18 protein-coding genes are annotated in these 17,785 nt (G+C 71.4%); 10 read left to right on the plus strand and 8 right to left on the minus strand.

Annotated elements, in window-relative coordinates; genetic code table 11:
• Nucleotides 1-9: 9 nt before the first annotated feature.
• Together ABZ794_RS05210 and ABZ794_RS05215 are read left to right on the plus strand one after the other, a co-directional pair.
• Nucleotides 10-447 carry a hypothetical protein gene (locus ABZ794_RS05210; RefSeq protein ID WP_091395682.1) on the plus strand — a complete coding sequence of 146 codons (438 nt, stop codon included), beginning with the start codon at nt 10-12 and terminating at the stop codon, nt 445-447.
• 73 nt (nt 448-520) lie between these two features.
• Entirely contained in the window at nt 521-796 is a 276-nt protein-coding gene (locus ABZ794_RS05215; protein WP_210785267.1) for a DUF4229 domain-containing protein, read from the plus strand.
• Between the two features lie 97 nt (nt 797-893).
• Here ABZ794_RS05215 and ABZ794_RS05220 read toward each other — a convergent pair whose 3' ends face one another.
• Nucleotides 894-2,231, minus strand: coding sequence for a C39 family peptidase (locus ABZ794_RS05220; protein ID WP_210785268.1), 1,338 nt, complete (start codon nt 2,229-2,231; stop codon nt 894-896).
• Between the two features lie 210 nt (nt 2,232-2,441).
• Here ABZ794_RS05220 and ABZ794_RS05225 point away from each other — a divergent pair, with 210 nt between their 5' ends.
• The 4 genes from ABZ794_RS05225 (at nt 2,442) to ABZ794_RS05240 (ending at nt 7,628) form a co-directional block, all read left to right on the plus strand.
• Nucleotides 2,442-4,319, plus strand: coding sequence for a M14 family metallopeptidase (locus tag ABZ794_RS05225; RefSeq protein WP_357514358.1), 1,878 nt, complete (start codon nt 2,442-2,444; stop codon nt 4,317-4,319).
• Between the two features lie 366 nt (nt 4,320-4,685).
• On the plus strand, nt 4,686-5,615 hold the full coding sequence (locus ABZ794_RS05230) for an ABC transporter substrate-binding protein (protein WP_210785270.1): 930 nt from the start codon (nt 4,686-4,688) through the stop codon (nt 5,613-5,615).
• Nucleotides 5,616-5,799: 184 nt separating this feature from the next.
• Entirely contained in the window at nt 5,800-6,828 is a 1,029-nt protein-coding gene (locus tag ABZ794_RS05235; RefSeq protein WP_238687154.1) for an iron ABC transporter permease, read from the plus strand.
• Nucleotides 6,825-7,628: an ABC transporter ATP-binding protein gene (locus ABZ794_RS05240; protein ID WP_210785271.1), complete on the plus strand. Its 804-nt coding sequence runs from the start codon at nt 6,825-6,827 to the stop codon at nt 7,626-7,628. Before ABZ794_RS05235 ends, ABZ794_RS05240 begins: the two co-directional genes overlap by 4 nt.
• 16 nt (nt 7,629-7,644) lie before the next feature.
• Here the strand turns inward: ABZ794_RS05240 and ABZ794_RS05245 are convergent, their stop codons facing one another.
• From ABZ794_RS05245 to ABZ794_RS05265, 5 genes are all read right to left on the minus strand, one after another.
• Nucleotides 7,645-8,409, minus strand: coding sequence for a VOC family protein (locus ABZ794_RS05245; RefSeq protein WP_091395664.1), 765 nt, complete (start codon nt 8,407-8,409; stop codon nt 7,645-7,647).
• Nucleotides 8,410-8,503: 94 nt separating this feature from the next.
• Nucleotides 8,504-9,241, minus strand: a complete 738-nt coding sequence (locus tag ABZ794_RS05250) for an ABC transporter permease (RefSeq protein ID WP_210785272.1) — start codon at nt 9,239-9,241, stop codon at nt 8,504-8,506.
• Nucleotides 9,242-9,251: 10 nt separating this feature from the next.
• Nucleotides 9,252-10,193, minus strand: coding sequence for an ABC transporter ATP-binding protein (locus tag ABZ794_RS05255; protein ID WP_238689194.1), 942 nt, complete (start codon nt 10,191-10,193; stop codon nt 9,252-9,254).
• A complete protein-coding gene (locus tag ABZ794_RS05260) occupies nt 10,190-10,501 on the minus strand; it encodes a transcriptional regulator (protein WP_091395655.1) in 312 nt (103 codons plus the stop codon). The genes ABZ794_RS05255 and ABZ794_RS05260 overlap by 4 nt, the downstream gene beginning before the upstream one ends.
• Complete coding sequence (locus ABZ794_RS05265; protein WP_210785469.1) at nt 10,498-11,142, minus strand: transporter; 645 nt, start codon at nt 11,140-11,142, stop codon at nt 10,498-10,500. The genes ABZ794_RS05260 and ABZ794_RS05265 overlap by 4 nt, the downstream gene beginning before the upstream one ends.
• Before the next feature lie 135 nt (nt 11,143-11,277).
• Between ABZ794_RS05265 and ABZ794_RS05270 the strand changes: the two genes are divergently transcribed.
• Genes ABZ794_RS05270 through ABZ794_RS05285 form a run of 4 tightly spaced genes read left to right on the plus strand, consistent with a single transcriptional unit; the run spans nt 11,278 to nt 13,561 of the window.
• Nucleotides 11,278-11,673 carry a type VII secretion target gene (locus ABZ794_RS05270; protein WP_210785470.1) on the plus strand — a complete coding sequence of 132 codons (396 nt, stop codon included), beginning with the start codon at nt 11,278-11,280 and terminating at the stop codon, nt 11,671-11,673.
• Nucleotides 11,670-12,596 (plus strand): WXG100 family type VII secretion target, encoded by a 927-nt coding sequence (locus ABZ794_RS05275; RefSeq protein ID WP_238689193.1) that lies wholly within the window; start codon nt 11,670-11,672, stop codon nt 12,594-12,596. The genes ABZ794_RS05270 and ABZ794_RS05275 overlap by 4 nt, the downstream gene beginning before the upstream one ends.
• Nucleotides 12,597-12,605: 9 nt before the next feature.
• Nucleotides 12,606-12,950, plus strand: a complete 345-nt coding sequence (locus ABZ794_RS05280) for a YbaB/EbfC family nucleoid-associated protein (RefSeq protein ID WP_210785472.1) — start codon at nt 12,606-12,608, stop codon at nt 12,948-12,950.
• Nucleotides 12,950-13,561 carry a hypothetical protein gene (locus ABZ794_RS05285; RefSeq protein WP_210785473.1) on the plus strand — a complete coding sequence of 204 codons (612 nt, stop codon included), beginning with the start codon at nt 12,950-12,952 and terminating at the stop codon, nt 13,559-13,561. The genes ABZ794_RS05280 and ABZ794_RS05285 overlap by 1 nt, the downstream gene beginning before the upstream one ends.
• Here ABZ794_RS05285 and ABZ794_RS05290 read toward each other — a convergent pair.
• Together ABZ794_RS05290 and ABZ794_RS05295 are read right to left on the minus strand one after the other, a co-directional pair.
• Nucleotides 13,550-15,754, minus strand: coding sequence for an AAA family ATPase (locus tag ABZ794_RS05290; protein ID WP_357514363.1), 2,205 nt, complete (start codon nt 15,752-15,754; stop codon nt 13,550-13,552). The genes ABZ794_RS05285 and ABZ794_RS05290 overlap by 12 nt on opposite strands.
• Nucleotides 15,755-16,453: 699 nt before the next feature.
• Nucleotides 16,454-17,704 (minus strand): HNH endonuclease signature motif containing protein, encoded by a 1,251-nt coding sequence (locus tag ABZ794_RS05295; RefSeq protein WP_210785474.1) that lies wholly within the window; start codon nt 17,702-17,704, stop codon nt 16,454-16,456.
• Nucleotides 17,705-17,785 lie beyond the last annotated feature (81 nt).

Raw genomic sequence — 17,785 nt, forward strand, 5'->3', positions numbered from 1 at the left:
TCGCAGTCGATGACCGAGCAACGAGGACCTGAGCAGCAGAGCGGCTTTCCCCGCCGGGACGCCGAGGGCCGCATCCGTACCCTGGGCGATCTGCTCGGGGTGTGCCTGGCCGGCCTGGTCATCGGCGTGCTCGCGCTGGTGCTGTTCGACTGGGCGTTCGCCTCGATCGGCGCCGGCGACTTCGGGCACACGAACGGTTGGCTGGCGGTGATCCTGCCGGCCTGGCTGTTCTGGGACGACTTCCGGGCCTGGGAGTTCGGCGCGGCCCGGGTGGTGGCCGCGGTGGTCGCCGCCGCCGTCGGGGTGTTCGCCGGGCTGCTGATCGCCGGTCTGGGCGCGGGGTTGCCGCCGCTGCTCTCCGGCGCGTTGGCGGCCGGGGCGTTCACAGTGGCGTACGCGGCCCTCTGGTTCCCGGGTGTCCGCTGGCTGGCCCGCCGGACCGGCTGACCACGACCGCCCGTCGGGCGGTTCGACCCTTCCGCCGGCAGCGGCGGGCGACGGAGAGAACGGAGTGGTGCAGGTGAGCGCCGCGCTGAAGTACACGCTGGGCCGGATCGGGCTGTTCGTCGCCGTGCTCGCGGGCCTCTGGCTGATCGACATGAACGTGTTCCTGAAGCTGATGCTGGCGCTGGTGTTCTCCGCCGCGCTCTCCTTCTTCCTGCTGCGCGGGTGGCGGGACGAGATGGCCGGGGAGATCGCCGAAGCAGCCGAGCGCCGCCGCACCGAGAAGGAACGCCTCCGCTCCGCCCTAGCCGGCGAAGACGACCAGCCCCCCACCGACCAGCCCTCCCGTTGACCAAGAGGTTTGCGTCACGGAATCGGCTTCCGGTGACGCAAACCTCTTGATCACCCGCGTTCGGCGGGGCCGAGCGGGTGGGGCCGGGCCGGGTGGCCTACCAGTTGGTGGAGCCGGGGACCTTGGGCCAGGGCTTCGCGGTGGGCTTGATCAGGTACGCGATGCCGCCGGAGCCGCCGGAGACGCCGCCGCTGGCGTTGGTGCGCTTGGTGCGCAGCCAGATCTGCTCGAACTGCGCACGCTTGTAGACGTTGCGCACCACGTCGTTGCTGGACGAGGCCGGGTCGTTGACGATCACGTCGCCGTCGGCGGTGAAGCCGACCACCACGAAGAGGTGCCCGGAGGTGCCGTAGTTCGCCCCGTCCAGCTCACTGGCGAGGAAGGACTGGCTGGTCACGACGGGGATGCCGGCGGCGATGAAACGCTCCAGCTCGTCCAGCGAGTGCAGCCGGGTCACCCGGCCCTCCAGCCCGGGGAAGCTGGCCGCGTACGCGGTGTTGAACGGCCAGTTGCCCGCGCCGTCGTACGCGTAGTCGTAGGTCATCCGGGCGGCGTGGTTGACCGTCGGGTCGGGGTAGGTCGGGTCCACCCAGGAGGTGTCGGCCGCCGACGGTTTGCGTCCCCAGTACTCGACCACCATCTCCGTCGAGGTGGGTGAGCACCACGCCTCGCCGCCGCCGTCGTACTCGGGGTAGTGCCCGGAGTGCACGTTCTGCGAGTAGCGCGGCACCGGCAGTTCCCGACCCCAGGCGATGTGCCCGGCGCTCGGCGGCACCGTGAACCGGTCCGGCACCGTGGAGCTCATCGCGCCCAACATCCGGACCACCGGGGCGGCGCTCTGCCCGGGTGTGCGGTAGAGGGTCAGCTTGAGCTGGTACGAACGCAGCAGCACCCCGGCGGCGGCGTCGTCGATGCTGAAGGTGTCGGTCCAGATCGTCGACCAGGGGTCGCCCTGCCGGTTGACGCTGGTCCGCAAGATGTCGGTGTCGCCGGACGCCCAGCGACCCAGGACGTACCACGGGGTCTGGTCGCCGCTGGTGTAGCTGCCCTGCATCTCCACCTGGATCCAGGTGCCGGCGGGGGTCTCCGCGTTCCAGGAGGCGATCAGCTCGGTGGCGTCGAACCCGACCCGGGTCACCGGCGAGGTCCAGGTGCCGTACTCCCAGGTGCGGGTGGCGCCGGTGTGCGGGTCCGCGTACTCGATGGTGCCGGCCGGACGGGCCAGGGTGACGCCCGCTCGGGCGCCGGGCACGACGCGGGTGCCGTCCCGGCTGCCCCGGTGCCAGTCGGCGGGCCCGGACCAGTCCTGGTAGGTGATCTGCTCGTCGTGGGCGGGGGCGGGCGGGTGGACCGCCAGCGCGGGCGCGGCGCTGGTGAGCAGGGTGAGCGTGGTGACGCCGGCGAGGGCGGCCGCGCGCAGGCGGGATCTGGCCATTGGTGCTCCGCGGTGTCGAGGGGGCATCGTCGCTGGTCAGTTTTCCGCTTGGAGAGAAGTTTCGCCAGACGTTGACTGATGGAAAATCATTGCCGCCACGATGATCCACCTGGGATGGCCAACGCAGCGACCAATATTGATATGACCATGTGACAGGTGGTGAAGTGTCCTTCACCGAGCGGGATCTCCCGCCCATCGAGGAGGTAGTCCATGGCCCTCCGCACGCCCACCCCCCTCCGCCGTGTCCTGGTGCTCGCTGTCATCACCGGGCTGGGCATCGTCACCGTCGCCGCCGGCCCGGTCGCCGCCCGACCGGCACCGGACCGCACCGCTGAGCAGGCCGCCGCCGGCTACCGGGTGCTCGGGCCCCGGACCCTCGCCGACCGCAACGCGGTGGCCCGCACCGGAGCCGCCATCGACTACTCCGAACACGGCGTGCTGCACATCTCGGCCACCGCGGGCGAGGCCGCCGCGATCGGCAAGCTCGGCTTCCGGCTGGAACCGCTCGCCCCGCCACCCAACGCCGAGCGCGGTGCCGGCGACTTCGGCGCGCTGGCCTTTCCGCCGGCCGACTCGAACTACCACGACTACGCGGAACTGACCGCCGTCGTGAACCAGGTCGTCGCCGACCACCCGGCGATCGCCCGCAAGATCAGCATCGGTTCGTCGTACGAGGGCCGCGACCTGATGGCCGTGAAGATCTCCGACAACGTCGGCACCGACGAGAACGAGCCGGAGATCCTGTTCAACTCCCAGCAGCACGCCCGTGAGCACCTGACCGTCGAGATGGCGATCTACCTGCTCAACCTCTTCACCGACGGCTACGGCAGCGACTCCCGGATCACCAACATCGTCAACGGCCGGGAGCTCTGGATCGTCCCGACGGTCAACCCGGACGGCAGCGAGTACGACATCGCCACCGGGTCGTACCGCTCCTGGCGCAAGAACCGGCAGCCCAACAGCGGCTCGTCAAACGTCGGCACCGACCTGAACCGCAACTGGTCCTACAACTGGGGATGCTGCGGCGGCTCGTCCGGCAGCACCTCGTCGGAGACCTACCGGGGGCCGTCGGCGTTCTCCGCGCCCGAGACGCAGGCGCTGCGCACCTTCGTCAACGGCCGGGTGGTCGGCGGTGTCCAGCAGATCAAGGCCAACATCGACTTCCACACGTACTCGCAGTTGGTGCTCTGGCCGTACGGCTACACCACAGCGAACACCGCGACCGGGATGAACGCGGACCAGTACAACACCTTCGCCACCATCGGTCAGCAGATGGCGGCCACCAACGGCTACACGCCGGAACAGTCCAGCGACCTCTACATCACCGACGGGGACAGCATCGACTGGATGTGGGCCACCCACAACATCTGGGCGTACACGTTCGAGATGTACCCGGGTTCGTCCGGTGGTGGCGGCTTCTACCCGCCCGACGAGGTGATCCCGGCGCAGACCTCGCGCAACCGGGAGGCGGTGCTGCTCCTCAGCGAGTACGCCGACTGCCCGTACCGGGCCATCGGCAAGCAGTCGCAGTACTGCGGCGGCGGTGGCGGCACCACTGTCTGGTCGGACACCTTCGAGACCGCCACCGGCTGGACCATCAACCCGGCCGGCACCGACACCGCCACCCTCGGCGGGTTCGAGCGGGGCGCCGCCCAGGCGACCACGTCCTCCGGGGCCAAGCAGCTCACCCCGTACGCCGGGTCCAACGACCTGGTCACCGGCCGGCTCGCCGGCGCGGCGGCCGGCGACTACGACGTGGACGGCGGCGTGACCAGCGCCCGGTCCCCGGCGGTGAGCCTGCCGTCGTCCGGCACGCTGACCCTGTCGCTCGCCTGGTACCTGGCGCACGGCTCGAACGCCTCGTCAGCGGACTACCTGCGGGTGAGCGTGGTGCACAACGGCGGCACCACGGCGCTGCTCACCCAGGCCGGCGCGGCCAGCAACCGCAACGGGAGTTGGGCGGTAGCCAACCTCAACCTCACCCCGTACGCCGGCCAGTCGGTCCGCGTGCTCGTCGAGGCGGCGGACGCGTCCGGAGCCAGCCTGGTGGAGGCGGCTGTGGACAACGTCACCATCACGTCCTCCTGATCGGGTGGGGCCCCGTCCCGCCCCGGCGGGGCCCCACCACCCGCTCCGAAACCCCAGGATCTCGGACATAAGCCTCCCGGCCCCGCCTGGTGCGGGTGTCCGAGGTATCGACGACTGCCGACCGGCCCTTGATCGATCCGGCACGTCCTGGCGGTGCGCTACCGTCATAGCGACCAGTCCGCAGCGAAGCCGGTGCGAAACCCGGCGCTGTCCCGCAACTGTGATGCCCCACCGGTAGGTGGGGACGAGCCAGGTCGCCTACGGATCGGTCGCGAAACGCGCTCTCGAGGAAGGGCGCCTCGTGGGCGGGCGTACGAAAGTCCCTGTCGGCGAAGCACCACACTCCTCGACCGACAGGAGGCCCCCATGTTCAGACGTACCCCTCGGCTCTTCGCGGCGACCCTCGCGGTCACCGCACTCGCCCTCGGCGCCTGCGCCGAGAAGGCCGACGACCAGCCGAAAGCCGGCACCGCTGCCGCCGCCTACCCGGTCACCGTCGGCGCGCTCACCCTCGACAAGCGCCCCGAGAAGATCGTCGTGCTGTCGCCCACCGCCACCGAGATGCTCTTCGCGATCGGTGCCGGCCCGCAGGTGACCGCCGTCGACGACCAGTCGAACTACCCGGCCGACGTGCCCAAGACCGACCTCTCCGCCTTCCAGCCGAACGCCGAGGCGATCGCCGGTAAGAACCCCGACCTGGTGGTGCTCTCCGACGACCGCAACAAGATCGTCGAACAGCTCGGCAAGCTGAAGATTCCGGTGTACCAGACCCCGGCGGCGGTCACGCTCGACGACTCGTACCGGCAGATCACCGAGCTGGGCACGCTGACCGGGCACGCCGACCAGGCCACCGACGTCGCCACCCGGATGAAGGACGACATCGCCAAGCTGGTCAAGGACCTGCCGCAGCGCGCCGAGAAGCTCACCTACTTCCACGAACTGGGCCCGGAGCTGTACAGCGCCACCAGCAAGACCTTCATCGGCTCGCTCTACAGCCAGGCCGGTCTGACCAACATCGCCGACCCGGCCGACGCGGACGGTAAGAACTTCGGCTACCCGCAGCTGTCCCAGGAGTTCATCGTCAAGGCCGACCCGGACTTCGTCTTCCTGGCCGATGCCAAGTGCTGCCAGCAGAGCGCCGACACGGTCAAGGCGCGCAGTGGCTGGGCCGGCCTCACCGCGGTGAAGAACAACCAGGTCGTCGCCCTCGACGATGACATCGCCTCCCGCTGGGGCCCACGGGTCGTGGACCTGCTCCGGGTCATCATCGGCGCGGTCGCCAAGGTGCCCGCGTGACCGTCGTCCGTCGGTGACCGGGCCGCGACAGGTGTCCGATCCGGCACCAACCGGTCGGCCGGCCGAGCCGCCGCCGTCGTCCCCGCGGGCCGAGCCACGTTCCGCGGCCCGGCCCGCCGGGCTGCCGTCCTCCGGGGCCCGGCGGGCTGGGCTGCCGTCCGGGGCCAGGCCCGCCGGGCTGCGCATGCGGTGGCTGGTCGCCGGGTTGGTCGCGGTGCTCGTCGCGCTCGTCGTCGGGGTGTCCCTCGGCCCGGTGAGCCTGCCCCCGGGCAGCGTCGCCGCCGAGCTGCTCAACCTGTTTCCCGGGGTGCACCTCGACAGCGGGCTGACCGAGCGTGAGATCGCGATCGTCACCGAGCTGCGCCTGCCCCGGGTGGTGCTGGGCCTGCTCGTCGGCGGTCTGCTCGCCCTCGCCGGTGGTTGCTACCAGGGCGTGTTCCGCAACCCGCTGGCCGACCCGTACCTGCTCGGTGTGGCCGCCGGCGCCGGCCTCGCGGTCACCGCGGCGATCGCTCTCGGCGGCGCCGGCCGGCAGGGCACGCTCTCCGGGTTGCCGATGACCATTCCGCTGGCCGCGTTCGCCGGTTCGCTGCTCGCCGTCACCATGACCTACGTGCTCGGCGCGGCCGGTGGGCGACGCGGGTCACCGGCCATGCTGATCCTGGCCGGGGTGGCGGTTTCCGCGTTCCTCTCCGCCGGGCAGACGTACCTCCTGCAACGACACGCCGACAGCATCCAGCCGGTCTACTCCTGGTTGCTCGGTCGGCTGGCCACCGCCGGATGGCACGACGTGCTGCTGGTGCTGCCGTACGCCGCGCTGACCACAGTCGTGGTGCTGCTGCACCGCCGCGAGCTGGACGTCCTCGCGGTCGGCGACGACGAGGCGAGAAGTCTGGGCCTGCACCCGCAGCGCACCCGATACCTGTTGATCGCCGCCGCCTCGCTGGGCACCGCCGCGGCGGTCTCCGCGACCGGTCTGATCGGCTTCGTCGGCATCATCGTGCCGCACACCGTCCGGCTGCTCGCCGGGTCCAGCTACCGGGTGATCCTGCCGATGTCACTGCTGTTCGGCGGCGCGTTCCTGGCGCTGACCGACGTGGTGGCCCGCACCGTCGCCGCTCCGTCCGAGCTGCCGATCGGAGTGGTGACCGCCCTGCTGGGCGGCCCGTTCTTCGTCCTCGTGCTGCGGACCGCCCGGCGAGTGCTCACGTGAGCCGCGAACCCGCCGCCGGCACGCCGGCCGTCGAGGTGCGTGGGCTGCACGTCGCCCTCGGTGGCACGCCGATCCTGACCGGCGTCGACCTCACCGTCGCCGTCGGCGAGTGGGTCACAGTGATCGGCCCGAACGGCGCCGGCAAATCCACCCTGTTGCGGGCCGTCGGCGGCCTGCTGCCCGCGCCGAAGGCGATCACTCTCTTCGGTACGCCGAGTGCCGCGCTGCGCCGTCGGGACCGCGCCCGGATAGTGGCCACTGTGGCACAGTCCCCGGTGGTGCCGCCCGGCATGTCGGTGCTGGACTACGTGCTGCTCGGCCGCACCCCGTACATTCCGACCCTGGGCCGGGAGTCGACAGCCGACGTCGACGCCGTGCACGAGGTGCTGGGGCGGTTGGACCTCGCCGGCTTCCACCGTCGCGAGCTGGCCACCCTCTCCGGCGGCGAACGGCAGCGGGTGTTCCTCGCCCGCGCGCTCGCCCAGGGCGCGACGCTGCTGCTGCTCGACGAGCCGACCAGCGCGCTCGACATCGGCCACCAGCAGGACGTGCTCGAAGTCGTCGACCAGCTACGCCGCGAGCACGGCCTGACCGTGCTGGCCACGATGCACGACCTCTCGCTGGCCGGTGAGTACGCCGACCGGATGGTGATGCTCGCCGCCGGTCAGGTGGTGGCCGCCGGGACTCCGCCCGAGGTGCTGACCGAGGAACTGCTCGCCACCCACTACCGGGCCAGCGTCCGGGTGGTCCCCGGCGCCCACGGCCCCCTGGTGGTCCCCGTGCGTCCCACCCGCCCCTGAGCATGCAGACGCTGGGTCAGGGGCCCAGGTCGATGACGGAGAAGAGGGCACCCTGGGGGTCGCGGAGGGCGGCGAAGCGGCCCGCCGGGATGTCGCGGGGCGGGACCAGGATCGTTCCGCCCAGCTCGGCGGCGCGGGCCGCGGCGGCGTCCGCGTCGGCCACCGCGAAGTACACCGTCCAGTACGCGGGCAGGTCGGCCGGGAAGTCGTCGGCCAGCGGCGGCATCATCCCGGCGACGATCTGGGTCCCGAGCCGCCACCCGGTGTACGTCATCGCGCCCACCGCCTGGTCGTCGGGCTGCCAGCCGAACACCAGCTCGTAGAAGACCTTCGCGCCCTCGGGGTCGGGGGTGACCAGCTCGTTCCAGCTCATCGCGCCCGGCACGTTGAACACCTCGGCACCGGCCATGGCCAGTGGCTGCCAGACGCTGAACGTGGCGCCGGCCGGATCGGCGAAGACTGCCATCCAGCCCCGGTCGAAGACCTCGAACGGGGGTACGACGACCTGCCCGCCGGCCCGCTCGACCCGGCCGGCGACCAGTTCTGCGTCGTCGGTGGCGAGGTACGTCGACCAGATCGGAATCTGGTCCGGTATCGCGGGCGGGCCGGCGCCGGCCACCGGCTTACCGTCGAGCAGGAAGACCGTGTAACCGCCCGCCTCGGGCTCCGGGGTGACCTGGCCGGTCCACCCGAACAGCTCCGGGTAGAAGCGCCGCGCGTCGGTCAGGTCCGGGGTGGCCAGGTCGGCCCAGCAGGGCGTACCCGGCGGGACGGTGCTCACGTCAAGACCCCTCTCGGCCCGGGCGGCCACGGCGGCCCCCTGCCGGAATCCTGGCACCGTCCCGCCGCGGCCCGGGGCGGAAACGGACGAATCGTCAGCTGAACCGGCGACCCTCGTCCCGCCGGTAGGCCCAGCCGGCGAGTGCGGCGAGCAGCACCACCCAGACACCGAGCATGATCAGTGCCAGCGGCTCCACGTCGTAGTCGGCCACCGACGCCCACATCAGTTCGGCAGCGCCCCGGGTGGGCAGGTACGGCGCGATCGTCTCGATGAAACCGGGCGCGTCGCCCGGCGCGGAGAGCAGGCCGCCGCCGAACGCGAGCGGCAGGAAGAGCACCTGCGCCACCACGATCGCCGCCTTGCTCGGCAGCGAGTAGCCGATGGCGAGCCCCATCAGCGTGAACGGCACCGAGATGACCGCCACGGTGCCGAGAGCCAGCAGGAACGCTGCCGGGGTGACCTGGGCCGCGGTCAGCGTCGCGCCGATCACCACGACCGGGATCAGCGAGAGGTAGGTCAGCGCCAGACCGGCCAGCACCCGGCCGGCGAACCGCGGCGCGGGCCCGGCCGGCAGGGTCCGGGTGTACGGGTTCCAGGGCTGGTCGCGGTCCTCGGCGACACCGACGCCGTACTGGAAGATGTTGGCGCTCATCACCGAGAAGGTGATCATCGACGCGGTGGCGTAGGTGGCACCGACCGCGTCGTCACCGGCGAACGGCACCACGAAGAAGATCATGGCGGCGGCCGGAAAGAACGCGCTGCCGAACACTGCCACCGGGATCCGGATGATCTCCAGGAGTTGGTAGCGGGCGTGGACCAGGGCGAGCTGCACTGTCGCCTCCTCAGACTGTGGTGGGTCGGCCGCCGGCAGCGGCGGTGGTGGGTCGGTCGGTGCCGGCGGGCACGTCTCCGCTGGTCGCTTCTCCGCTGGTGATGGCGAGGAACGCCTCCTCCAGCGAGGTCGGCCGTACCTCCAGGTCGGTGAACGGGGTCTGGGTGGTGACCAGCGCGCGGACCAGCTCGTCGGCGTCGGTGGTGAGCAGGTGCAGCCGACCGTCGACCCGTTCGGTGCGCACCACCCCGGGCAGGTCGGGCAGGCTGTCGGCGATCAGGCTGACCCGGCGGACGCCCACGATGCCGCGCACCGCGTCCACTGTGTCGTCGGCGAGCACCCGGCCCTGCCCGATGACCACCACCCGGTGGGCGAGCGCCTCCACCTCCTCCAGGTAGTGGCTGCTCAACAGCACGGTGCCGCCGTCGTCGTGGAATGCCCGGATCGCCGCCCACAGGGTGTGCCGGGCGGCCACGTCCAGGCCCGTGGTGGGTTCGTCGAGCAGCACCAGCCGGGGCCGGCCGACGAACGCCAACGCCACCGCCAACCGGCGGCGTTGCCCGCCGGAGAGCCCACCGGTCTGCCGCCGGGCCAGGTCGGCGAGACCGAAACGGTCGAGCAGCTCAGCCCGGGGCACCGGGTCGGGGTAGTGCGCGGAGACGAAGTCGACCACCTCGCCGACGCGCAGCGTGCCGGGCAGGCCGGTCTCCTGCGGGGTGACCCCGATCTGCCGACGGCTCGCCGGGTCGCGGGGGTCGCGACCGAACAGCTCGACCCGTCCGGAGCTGGGGCGGCGCAGGCCCACCAGCAGGTTCATCAGGGTGCTCTTGCCGGCGCCGTTCGGCCCGAGCAGGCCGACCAGCTCACCGGCCCGGACCTCCAGGTCGACACGATCGAGGGCGAGGACGTCGCCGTACCGGCGGCTGGCCTGTTCGGCGCGGGCGAGGGTCATGGCTGCTCCTTCGACGGGGCGGGGTCGAGCAGGGCGCGGATCGCTTCGGTGTACTCCTCGAACGCCAGCCGACCTCGCCGGCTGAGCCCGACCAGGGTCGCCGGGGTGCGCCCACGATGGGTCTTGCTGATTTCCACGTAGCCGGCGTCCTCGAGTTTGCGCAGGTGCACCGAGAGGTTGCCGGCGGTCATCGCGAGCAGTTCCTGTAGGCGGGGGAAAGCGATCTTGTCGCCGACGTTGAGTGCGGAGAGGCTGGCGACCACCCGCAGCCGGGCCTGCGCGTGGATGACCGGATCCAGCTCGGTCACGGCTGCTGCCGCTGTCGCTGTCGCCGCCGGGCGAGCGCGCCGGCCACCAGCATTCCGCCGCCGCCGGCCACCGCCACGACGAGCGCGTGCCAGCCCGGCCCGGCGATCGCACCGATCAGGTTGATCACACTGATCCAGACGCCGAGGCGGAACAGGTCCTGGTCCAGCCAGACCGCCCCGCCGGCCATGTGCAGCGCACCGGTCAGCCCGACGGCGGTCGCCGACCAGAGCAGCGCCGCCAGGTCGTGCGGCAGGTGCTCGGAGATCCGGCCCAGCCCCGCGTAGACGCTCACCGAACCGAGGGCCCAGGCGTACCCGTACCACTGCCCCCGACGGGCGGAATCGCCGCTCACCTGGTCGTAGGCCCGCACGCTGACCACCGCCTGGGTCGCTCCGGCGGCCGCGAGCAGTACGAAGAGGACGGTCAGCGGCAGCCAGCTCGGCAGGTGGACCAGCGCCCGGTCACCCGGGGGGAATCGCAGGAAGAACAGCCCGAAACCGACCAGCCAGGCGACACTCCACGGCCAGTAGAGCAGGCGGGCGTCGGGGTCGAGCCGGCGTGCCGTCGCCGACCGCTGGTCCTGGATCAGCCGGAGCGCCGCCGCGGCGTCAGTGGGTGGTGAGTCATCGTCGGGGTCCACGCAAACTACTTTAAGACACAAAGTCGAGGTGGGTGACCCCGCCATCACCGACGGGACCCCCCGATAACGGCGAGCAGTGCCTATGGTGGTCAGTCGTGACGGCTGATCCGTCGCACAGGCCACAGGGGAGGGTTCGTGTCAAGCCCGAGCAATGAGCTGGAGGTCCAGCCGGAGGCTCTGACGGCGTTCGCCGCCGGGGCCAAGGATCGGGCGGCCCGTTTCCGCGAGCTGCACCGCGCCTTCGGTGACGGGCACGTGCCACGGCACGCCTTCGGAGTGATGCCGGCGTCCTTCAACCTCGCGGCGACGTACGCCGAGCAGTTCGAGGCGTGCCTGCAAGGGCTCGCCGACGGCGCCGAGATGATGGCGGACATCGCCGAGGGGCTCACCGACACCGCCGCCGCCTACACCGGCACCGACGCGGCCAACACCGACCTGTTCGTGCCCGGCCGCCCGCCCGCTCCCGACGTCATCGCGCCCGGCCCCTGGTCGGGTGGCATCGGCGCTCCGAACGGTTCGGTGCCGGCGTGAGCACCGAGGCGTTGCAGCGCAACAAGACCTACTTCGAGCAGATCGTCTCGGGCACGCCCGAACCCTTCAAGCCGCTCTCCAACGCGGTGCTCTGGCCGTTCGAGCAGCTGCTGGAGCTGGTCGCCGGCGAACCGGACGACCTGATGCGGGCGGCGCAGCTCTGCCTGGACACCGGCGCGGCGGTACGGGAGATCGCCGGTGACCAGATCGCCGACCGGGCCCGGTTGCGCGGCGCGTGGACCGGCGACGCCGCAGAGGGCTTCCATGCCTCGATGGAGTCGGTGGAGGCGGCGATCGAGGAGCTGGCCCAAGGGCTCGACGGCACCAAGGACGTGCTGGTCGAGGCGGCGAACGCGGCGGTGGACGCGTTCAATCTGCTGGTCGAGCTGATCCTCGAGTTCCTGCTCTGGTTCCTCACCGAGGTGATCATCGCGGCGGTGGCCGCGGCGCTGAGCGCCGGCGTCTCGTTGGCCGCCACCGTGGTCCGGGTGCTGGCCCGGCTGGCCACCACAGTGGGTCGGATGGTCAAGATCGTCGCCCGGTTCGCCGAGGTGCTCACCCGCCTCGCCGCCCGGCTGGGCAAGGTCGCCGGCCAGCTTCGCAAGTACGCGGACACCGTCATGGAGCTCAAGCAGCGGAAGAAGCAGTACAAGCTGCTCAGCAAGGGCGGCTGGACGCCCGAGGGGCGTGCCTTCCAGGTCGAGAAGTTCAAGACCCTCTTTCCGGGCAAGTTCGTCATCAACCAGGTCTCGCCGGTCAACATCCCCGGTTTCGGCGGCGCTCTGCTGGACACCGGCGTGGGCCTGCACGACATCTCCGACGGGCAGAAGGACCGCAACTACCTGGTCGACGGCACGTACAGCGAGGACCTGGGCCCGTACACAGCGGGTGTGCAGAATGTCTTCGACTCCATCCTGAACTGAGAGGCAGCCATGACCTTCCCCGCCCTGGACCGAATCGAGGCGCTGGCTCGCAACCTGGACGGATGGCAGCGGCAACTCGCCGACCGGATGGCGGAGTTGGAGCAGACCAGCGCCGAGGGCGTGAGCGACTCCGGCCTGGTACGGGTCACCGCCGCGGCCGACGGCAAGATCGTTTCTACCGAGCTGAACGCGCGGGCGATGCGACTGGACTCCTACAGCCTGGCCGAGGAGTTCACCGCAGCCGCCAACCGGGCGCAGGAGGCCGCCGCGGCCCAGGTCCGGGAGTTGGTCGGCGAGGTCATCGGCGATCCAGGAGCCGGTCCGCGTCGGTCCGCCGACCACGAGGGGCGCTGATGACGGCCGACGAAAGTCAGGCACGGTACGTCGAGGGGATCACTCGACTGCTGGGGGCCGGCGAACAGGTGCGCGCGGTGGCCCAGGTGCGAGCGGGCGGCGGGCTGACGCCGGCGCCGCCCTCGCAGCCGTCGGCCCCGCCCGCCACCGGTGGCCCGGGCGTCCTGGGTGTCCTGCTCAACGTGCTGTCACCGAACATCACCTTCGGTCGGGCGGACAACGCCGTCGACTGGCTCTTCTTCGGTGTCGGAGGTCGAGGCGAGCCAGATTCCCAGGCATCCGTGCTGCACCATGCCCTGACGGTGGCGACGAAGGGCTCCGGCCTCCGAACCCTCGTGCTGGGGGTCACCGACCAGCGGCTGCTGCTCGGTGCGACCGCACCAGTCGGGCTGCTCTCCGGCTCCGCGGCGGACGAACAGGCGCAGGCCGACGTCGAACTGCTCGGGTCCGTCCCGCGAACGACCGTCGCCGCCCGGGTCGGCAGGTACCGGTTGAACTGGAAGCGGCTGAGGATCGACTTCACCGACGGGTCGTGGCTGTCGTTCCACGTGCCGCTGGCCGACTCCAGCCGCCCGCTGCGGGAGGTCGCGGCAGCCCTGTCAGCCGGCTGACCCGCCGACGAGCGGGGCAGGCAGCGGCGCGACGTGCAGCACCGCCAGCCGGGACACCGCCCGGGTGAGCACCACGTACAACCGGTGCAGCCCCCGCGGCTCGGCCGCGACGATCGCGGCCGGCTCAACCACCACCACATGGTCGTACTCAAGGCCCTTGACCAGCGTCGCCGGCACCACGGTGACCCGCTCCGCGGCCGCCACGTCGTCGGCGGTCGCGGTCTCGACACCGGCCTCGGCCAGCGCCGCGCGCAGGCCGTCGACCGCGTCGTCCGCGGCGATCACACCGACCGAGCCGTCGTGCGCGAGCGCCGCGCGCACCTCGGCCACCGTCGCCGAGGTCAGGTCGGTCACCGTACGCACGTCCAGGCCGCCGTCGTGGCGCAGCGACTCGGCCGGCGGTACGTCCACCGCGAGCGCCGGAAGCAGCAGGTTCGCGAATGCGACGACTGCCGCGGGTACCCGGAAACCGACTGTCAACGGGACCACCACCGCGTCCGGCTTGCCCAGGTGGGCGAGGGATTCCCTCCAGTCCGTCGCCGCCCACGGCGCGGTGCCCTGGGCGAGGTCACCGAGGAGCGTGACCGAGCCGTGCTCGCTGCGCCGAGCGATGGCCCGACACTGCATCGGGGAGAGATCCTGCGCCTCGTCCACCACCACGTGCCCGAATCCGGAGAGCCGTTCCAGCAACCCGGTCGCCTCGTCGATCAGCACCGCGTCGGCGGCGGTCCAACGGGTCGCCTTCGGCGTTCGGGCTGGCTTCACCCAGCTCAACTGCGCCTGCTCGGCGTCGCTGAGCAGCCCGTCCGCCGCCGCGGCGAGCCGGGCCGGATCGGAGAACAAGCCGTGCACCAGCCCTTCCGGGGTGAGCGCCGGCCAGACCGCGTCCAGGAAGTCGAGCACGGGCCGGCAGCGGCTCATCCGGCGCAGCCAGGCATCGCTGGGCGACTCCGCACGCCGCGCCTCGGCCTGCCGTTGCAGCAGACTCACCACCCGCGCCTGGACACGTTCCCGACCCGTGCCGTACGGCAGCCCCTCCCGGCGGGTCTCCTCGACGATCCGGTGCAACGGCTCCACCCCGATCCGCCAACGGAACGAGCCGTCCGACACGGTGATCGACTCGGTCGGGGTGCCGATCTGCCCCTGCACCGCGCGCCGCAGCACGCTCGCCATCCGTACGTCGTGTTTGAGCGCGGCCACCGCCGGCGCCTCGACCGCCCGAACCGCCACCCGGGAGATCAACTCCTCTACCGTGGCCTGCTCGACCTCGACCTCGCCGAGCGCCGGCAGCACTGCCGCGATGTACGACAGGAACGCCCGGTTCGGCCCGACGATCAGCACACCCGCCCGCCGCAACCGCTCCCGATGCAGGTAGAGCAGGTACGCGGCCCGGTGCAGACCCACCGCCGTCTTTCCCGTACCCGGCGCGCCCTGCACACAGATCGAGTCGGCGAGGTCAGCCCGGACCAGCTCGTCCTGCTCCGGCTGGATCGTGGCGACGATGTCCCGCATCGGCCCGACGCGTGGGCGCTCGATCTCGGCGGTGAGGATCCGACTGGTCGTACCGAGCTCTTCGCCCCGGTCCAACCGCTCATCCTCGAAGCTGGTCAGCACACCATTGCTGAAACCGAACCGCCGCCGAACCGCCACCCCCTGCGGATCCCGCACACTCGCCCGGTAGAACGAGCGGGAGACCGGTGCCCGCCAGTCCAGCACCAACGGCTCACCACGCTCATCGGTGACATGCCGCCGCCCCACGTGATACCGCCGACCGTGATGATCGCCGCTGGCGTCGGGCGCGGTCGTGTCGTTGGCGGGCCTGTTGGCTGTGGGCCTGTCGCTCGTGCTGCTGTCGTCCGTGGGCCTGCGGTTGGGGCTGCCGCTGTCCGTGGCGCTGCTGTCGGTGGTGCTGCTGTTGTTTGGGGCGGCGGCGAAGTCGAGGCGGCCGAAGAAGAGCGGAGTGGTCGGGTCGTCGGCCAGCTCGGCGACCCGGCGGGCCAGGGTGCGGCCGAGCGTCTCGGCCGCGTACGCGTCGCCGGCCACCTGGTCACCGGTGGCGAAGAGAGACTCGGCCCGCTCCCGCATCCGACCCAGCGCCGCCCGCGAGGTGGTGAGGTGTGCGCGTTCGGCGGCCAGGTCCGCGTCGAGGTCGGTGTCGGTGTCGAGCTGGGTGTCGAGGTCAAGTGCGGGCATGCTGACGTCCCATCGTTCACATCTGCTGCGCGCTCGCGTGTCCGGGGGCGGATGGCCGGCCGCCCGGCGCGAAGACGTCCGTTCCGGTGCAGCTCACCTCGGCCGTCAAGCGGGCTGCAACCCTACGCTCCTCAAACCGGCGCATCCAGCGAATTACCGACGCGACCACCCGTCCGAGACGGCGTGTCGCCCGGTCGGGTGTCGCTGGGCGACCACGCCCTGCCCCGCGCCGTGCTTTTTCATACCGCGACCGCCGCGACGCCGGTGACCGACTCGGCTTTCAGGGAGTCGCGGTGTCTGGGCCGGTGCAACGCCCCGGTTCTCAGGAAGCCGAGTTGATCACCGGGAGACACAGCTTGGACGGCAGGGACAGCAGGGTTGTCGCGGTGGCCGGTGGCAAGCCGCGGTAGCAAGGCACGGTGGTGAGGCTGAGGTGGTGAGGCGGTCGCGGTGGCGGTGGCGGTGGCAAGCCGCGGTAGCAAGGCACGGTGGTGAGGCTGAGGTGGTGAGGCGGTGGCGGTGGCGGTGGCGACTGCGGTGGCGGTGGCTGGCAAGGCGCGGTGGCGAGGCCGTGGCGGTGGTGAGGCCGTGGCGGTCGCGGTGGCGACTGCGGTCGCGGCGGCAAGGCGCGGTGACGGTGGCGACCGCGGCGGCGGTCGCCAGACGCAGGCGCGGGCGGCGTGGGCGTGGTTGGCGGCATCAGCAGCGCAGGTGGTAGAGGTTGCGACGAGGGGTGCGCAGTGGGTCGAGCCAGCTGGGCGGGAGGAATTCAGGTCGACCGTCCGCCGAGAGACGGACCGTCCAGTCGCCGCGGTGGATGAACCGGTGGTGGTAGCCGCAGAGCAGCACCGCATTGCCCAGCGCCGTCCCCCCACCGTCGGCCCAGTGTCGGATGTGGTGACCGTCGCACCATCTCGGCGGCCGATCACAACCAGGAAAGGCGCAACCGCCGTCCCGCAGGACCAGCGCGCGCCGCAACGGGCCGGTGAAGAGCCGGCGCTGCCGGCCGACGTCCAGGACCTGACTGTTGCCGTCCAGCACGACCGGCAGCACGCCCGCATCGCAGGCCAGGCGGCGGACCGCCCCGGGGGTGAGGCGCGTGCCGGTCTCCAGTGTTCCGGCGCGTACGCCGTTGACCAGTTCCTCCAGCGAAACGGTCACCACCAGCTGAGGACGGTCGCCGCCGTTGTCGGGCAGCTGGCCGGTGCGTAGCGCCAGTCGGCAGATCTCGCCCAACGCGTCGGCGCGGCGCTGACCAGGACTGCGGTCATCCTGCTCACCGGTTGGGGTGCAGAGCGGATCGATGGCCTCGCGCAGCAGGCTCGCGGTTTCGGTGTCGAGGTTGCCGCTGAGGCGTACCTGGCCGTTTCGTTGCTCGGAGAGCGTGACGTGCCGGCGGGCCTCGGCTCGCTCGGTGGCCCGCTCCAGAGCCTTCAACTCAGCCTGGTCGGCCAACTCCGGGGCGACGTGCGCGAGGACGCGCTCGCCGAGCCGGCTCAGGCTTGTCGGATCGAAACGGTCGGCCCAGGTGACCAGTAGTTGGGTGGCCTTGTCCGCCACCTCGGGACCGGCTTCGACCGGGAGGGCGGCGATCGTCTCGGCCACCACCCGACCCTGCTCGACGGTGATGGCACCGCTGAGCAGCGCGTCGCGCACCGCTGGCGGGGCGGCGTCGATGGTGGCGGCGAGCTGGACCAGCTGGCGGGCGCTGCGACCCGAGAGCCGCAGCCGCTCCCGAAGCCAGACCGCAGTGGACGAGGCGCCCTGGGTGACCGCCAGCCCGCGACCGTCCAACTCATGGACCAGACCGAGTTGAACGGCGGCCAACCGCTGCGCCAACACCTGAGTCGCGTCGAGAGAAGCAAGCAACTCGTCATCGGAGAGCGCCCAGAACGCGGTCTCGGCGCAGTCGTCAACTGCCCCATCCACCTGCGCCAACGCCTCCAACATGAGAGCAGAATAGAACTGGTGTACGACACTTTGGAGTCGTCCTGATCAATGAGTGCAATTAATTTCGTCGATCATCGTGAG

The organism is Micromonospora sp. NPDC047187, from assembly GCF_040643355.1.
Taxonomy (GTDB): domain Bacteria; phylum Actinomycetota; class Actinomycetes; order Mycobacteriales; family Micromonosporaceae; genus Micromonospora; species Micromonospora salmantinae.

Excerpts from the sequence above, each read along its gene's own strand:
- ABZ794_RS05295 (WP_210785474.1), bottom strand. The coding sequence starts at position 17,704 with ATGTTGGAGGCGTTGGCGCAGGTGGATGGGGCAGTTGACGACTGCGCC.
- ABZ794_RS05210 (WP_091395682.1), top strand. The coding sequence starts at position 10 with ATGACCGAGCAACGAGGACCTGAGCAGCAGAGCGGCTTTCCCCGCCGG.
- ABZ794_RS05285 (WP_210785473.1), top strand. The coding sequence starts at position 12,950 with ATGACGGCCGACGAAAGTCAGGCACGGTACGTCGAGGGGATCACTCGA.
- ABZ794_RS05220 (WP_210785268.1), bottom strand. The coding sequence starts at position 2,231 with ATGGCCAGATCCCGCCTGCGCGCGGCCGCCCTCGCCGGCGTCACCACG.
- ABZ794_RS05280 (WP_210785472.1), top strand. The coding sequence starts at position 12,606 with ATGACCTTCCCCGCCCTGGACCGAATCGAGGCGCTGGCTCGCAACCTG.
- ABZ794_RS05225 (WP_357514358.1), top strand. The coding sequence starts at position 2,442 with ATGGCCCTCCGCACGCCCACCCCCCTCCGCCGTGTCCTGGTGCTCGCT.
- ABZ794_RS05235 (WP_238687154.1), top strand. The coding sequence starts at position 5,800 with ATGCGGTGGCTGGTCGCCGGGTTGGTCGCGGTGCTCGTCGCGCTCGTC.
- ABZ794_RS05230 (WP_210785270.1), top strand. The coding sequence starts at position 4,686 with ATGTTCAGACGTACCCCTCGGCTCTTCGCGGCGACCCTCGCGGTCACC.
- ABZ794_RS05290 (WP_357514363.1), bottom strand. The coding sequence starts at position 15,754 with ATGCCCGCACTTGACCTCGACACCCAGCTCGACACCGACACCGACCTC.
- ABZ794_RS05255 (WP_238689194.1), bottom strand. The coding sequence starts at position 10,193 with ATGACCCTCGCCCGCGCCGAACAGGCCAGCCGCCGGTACGGCGACGTC.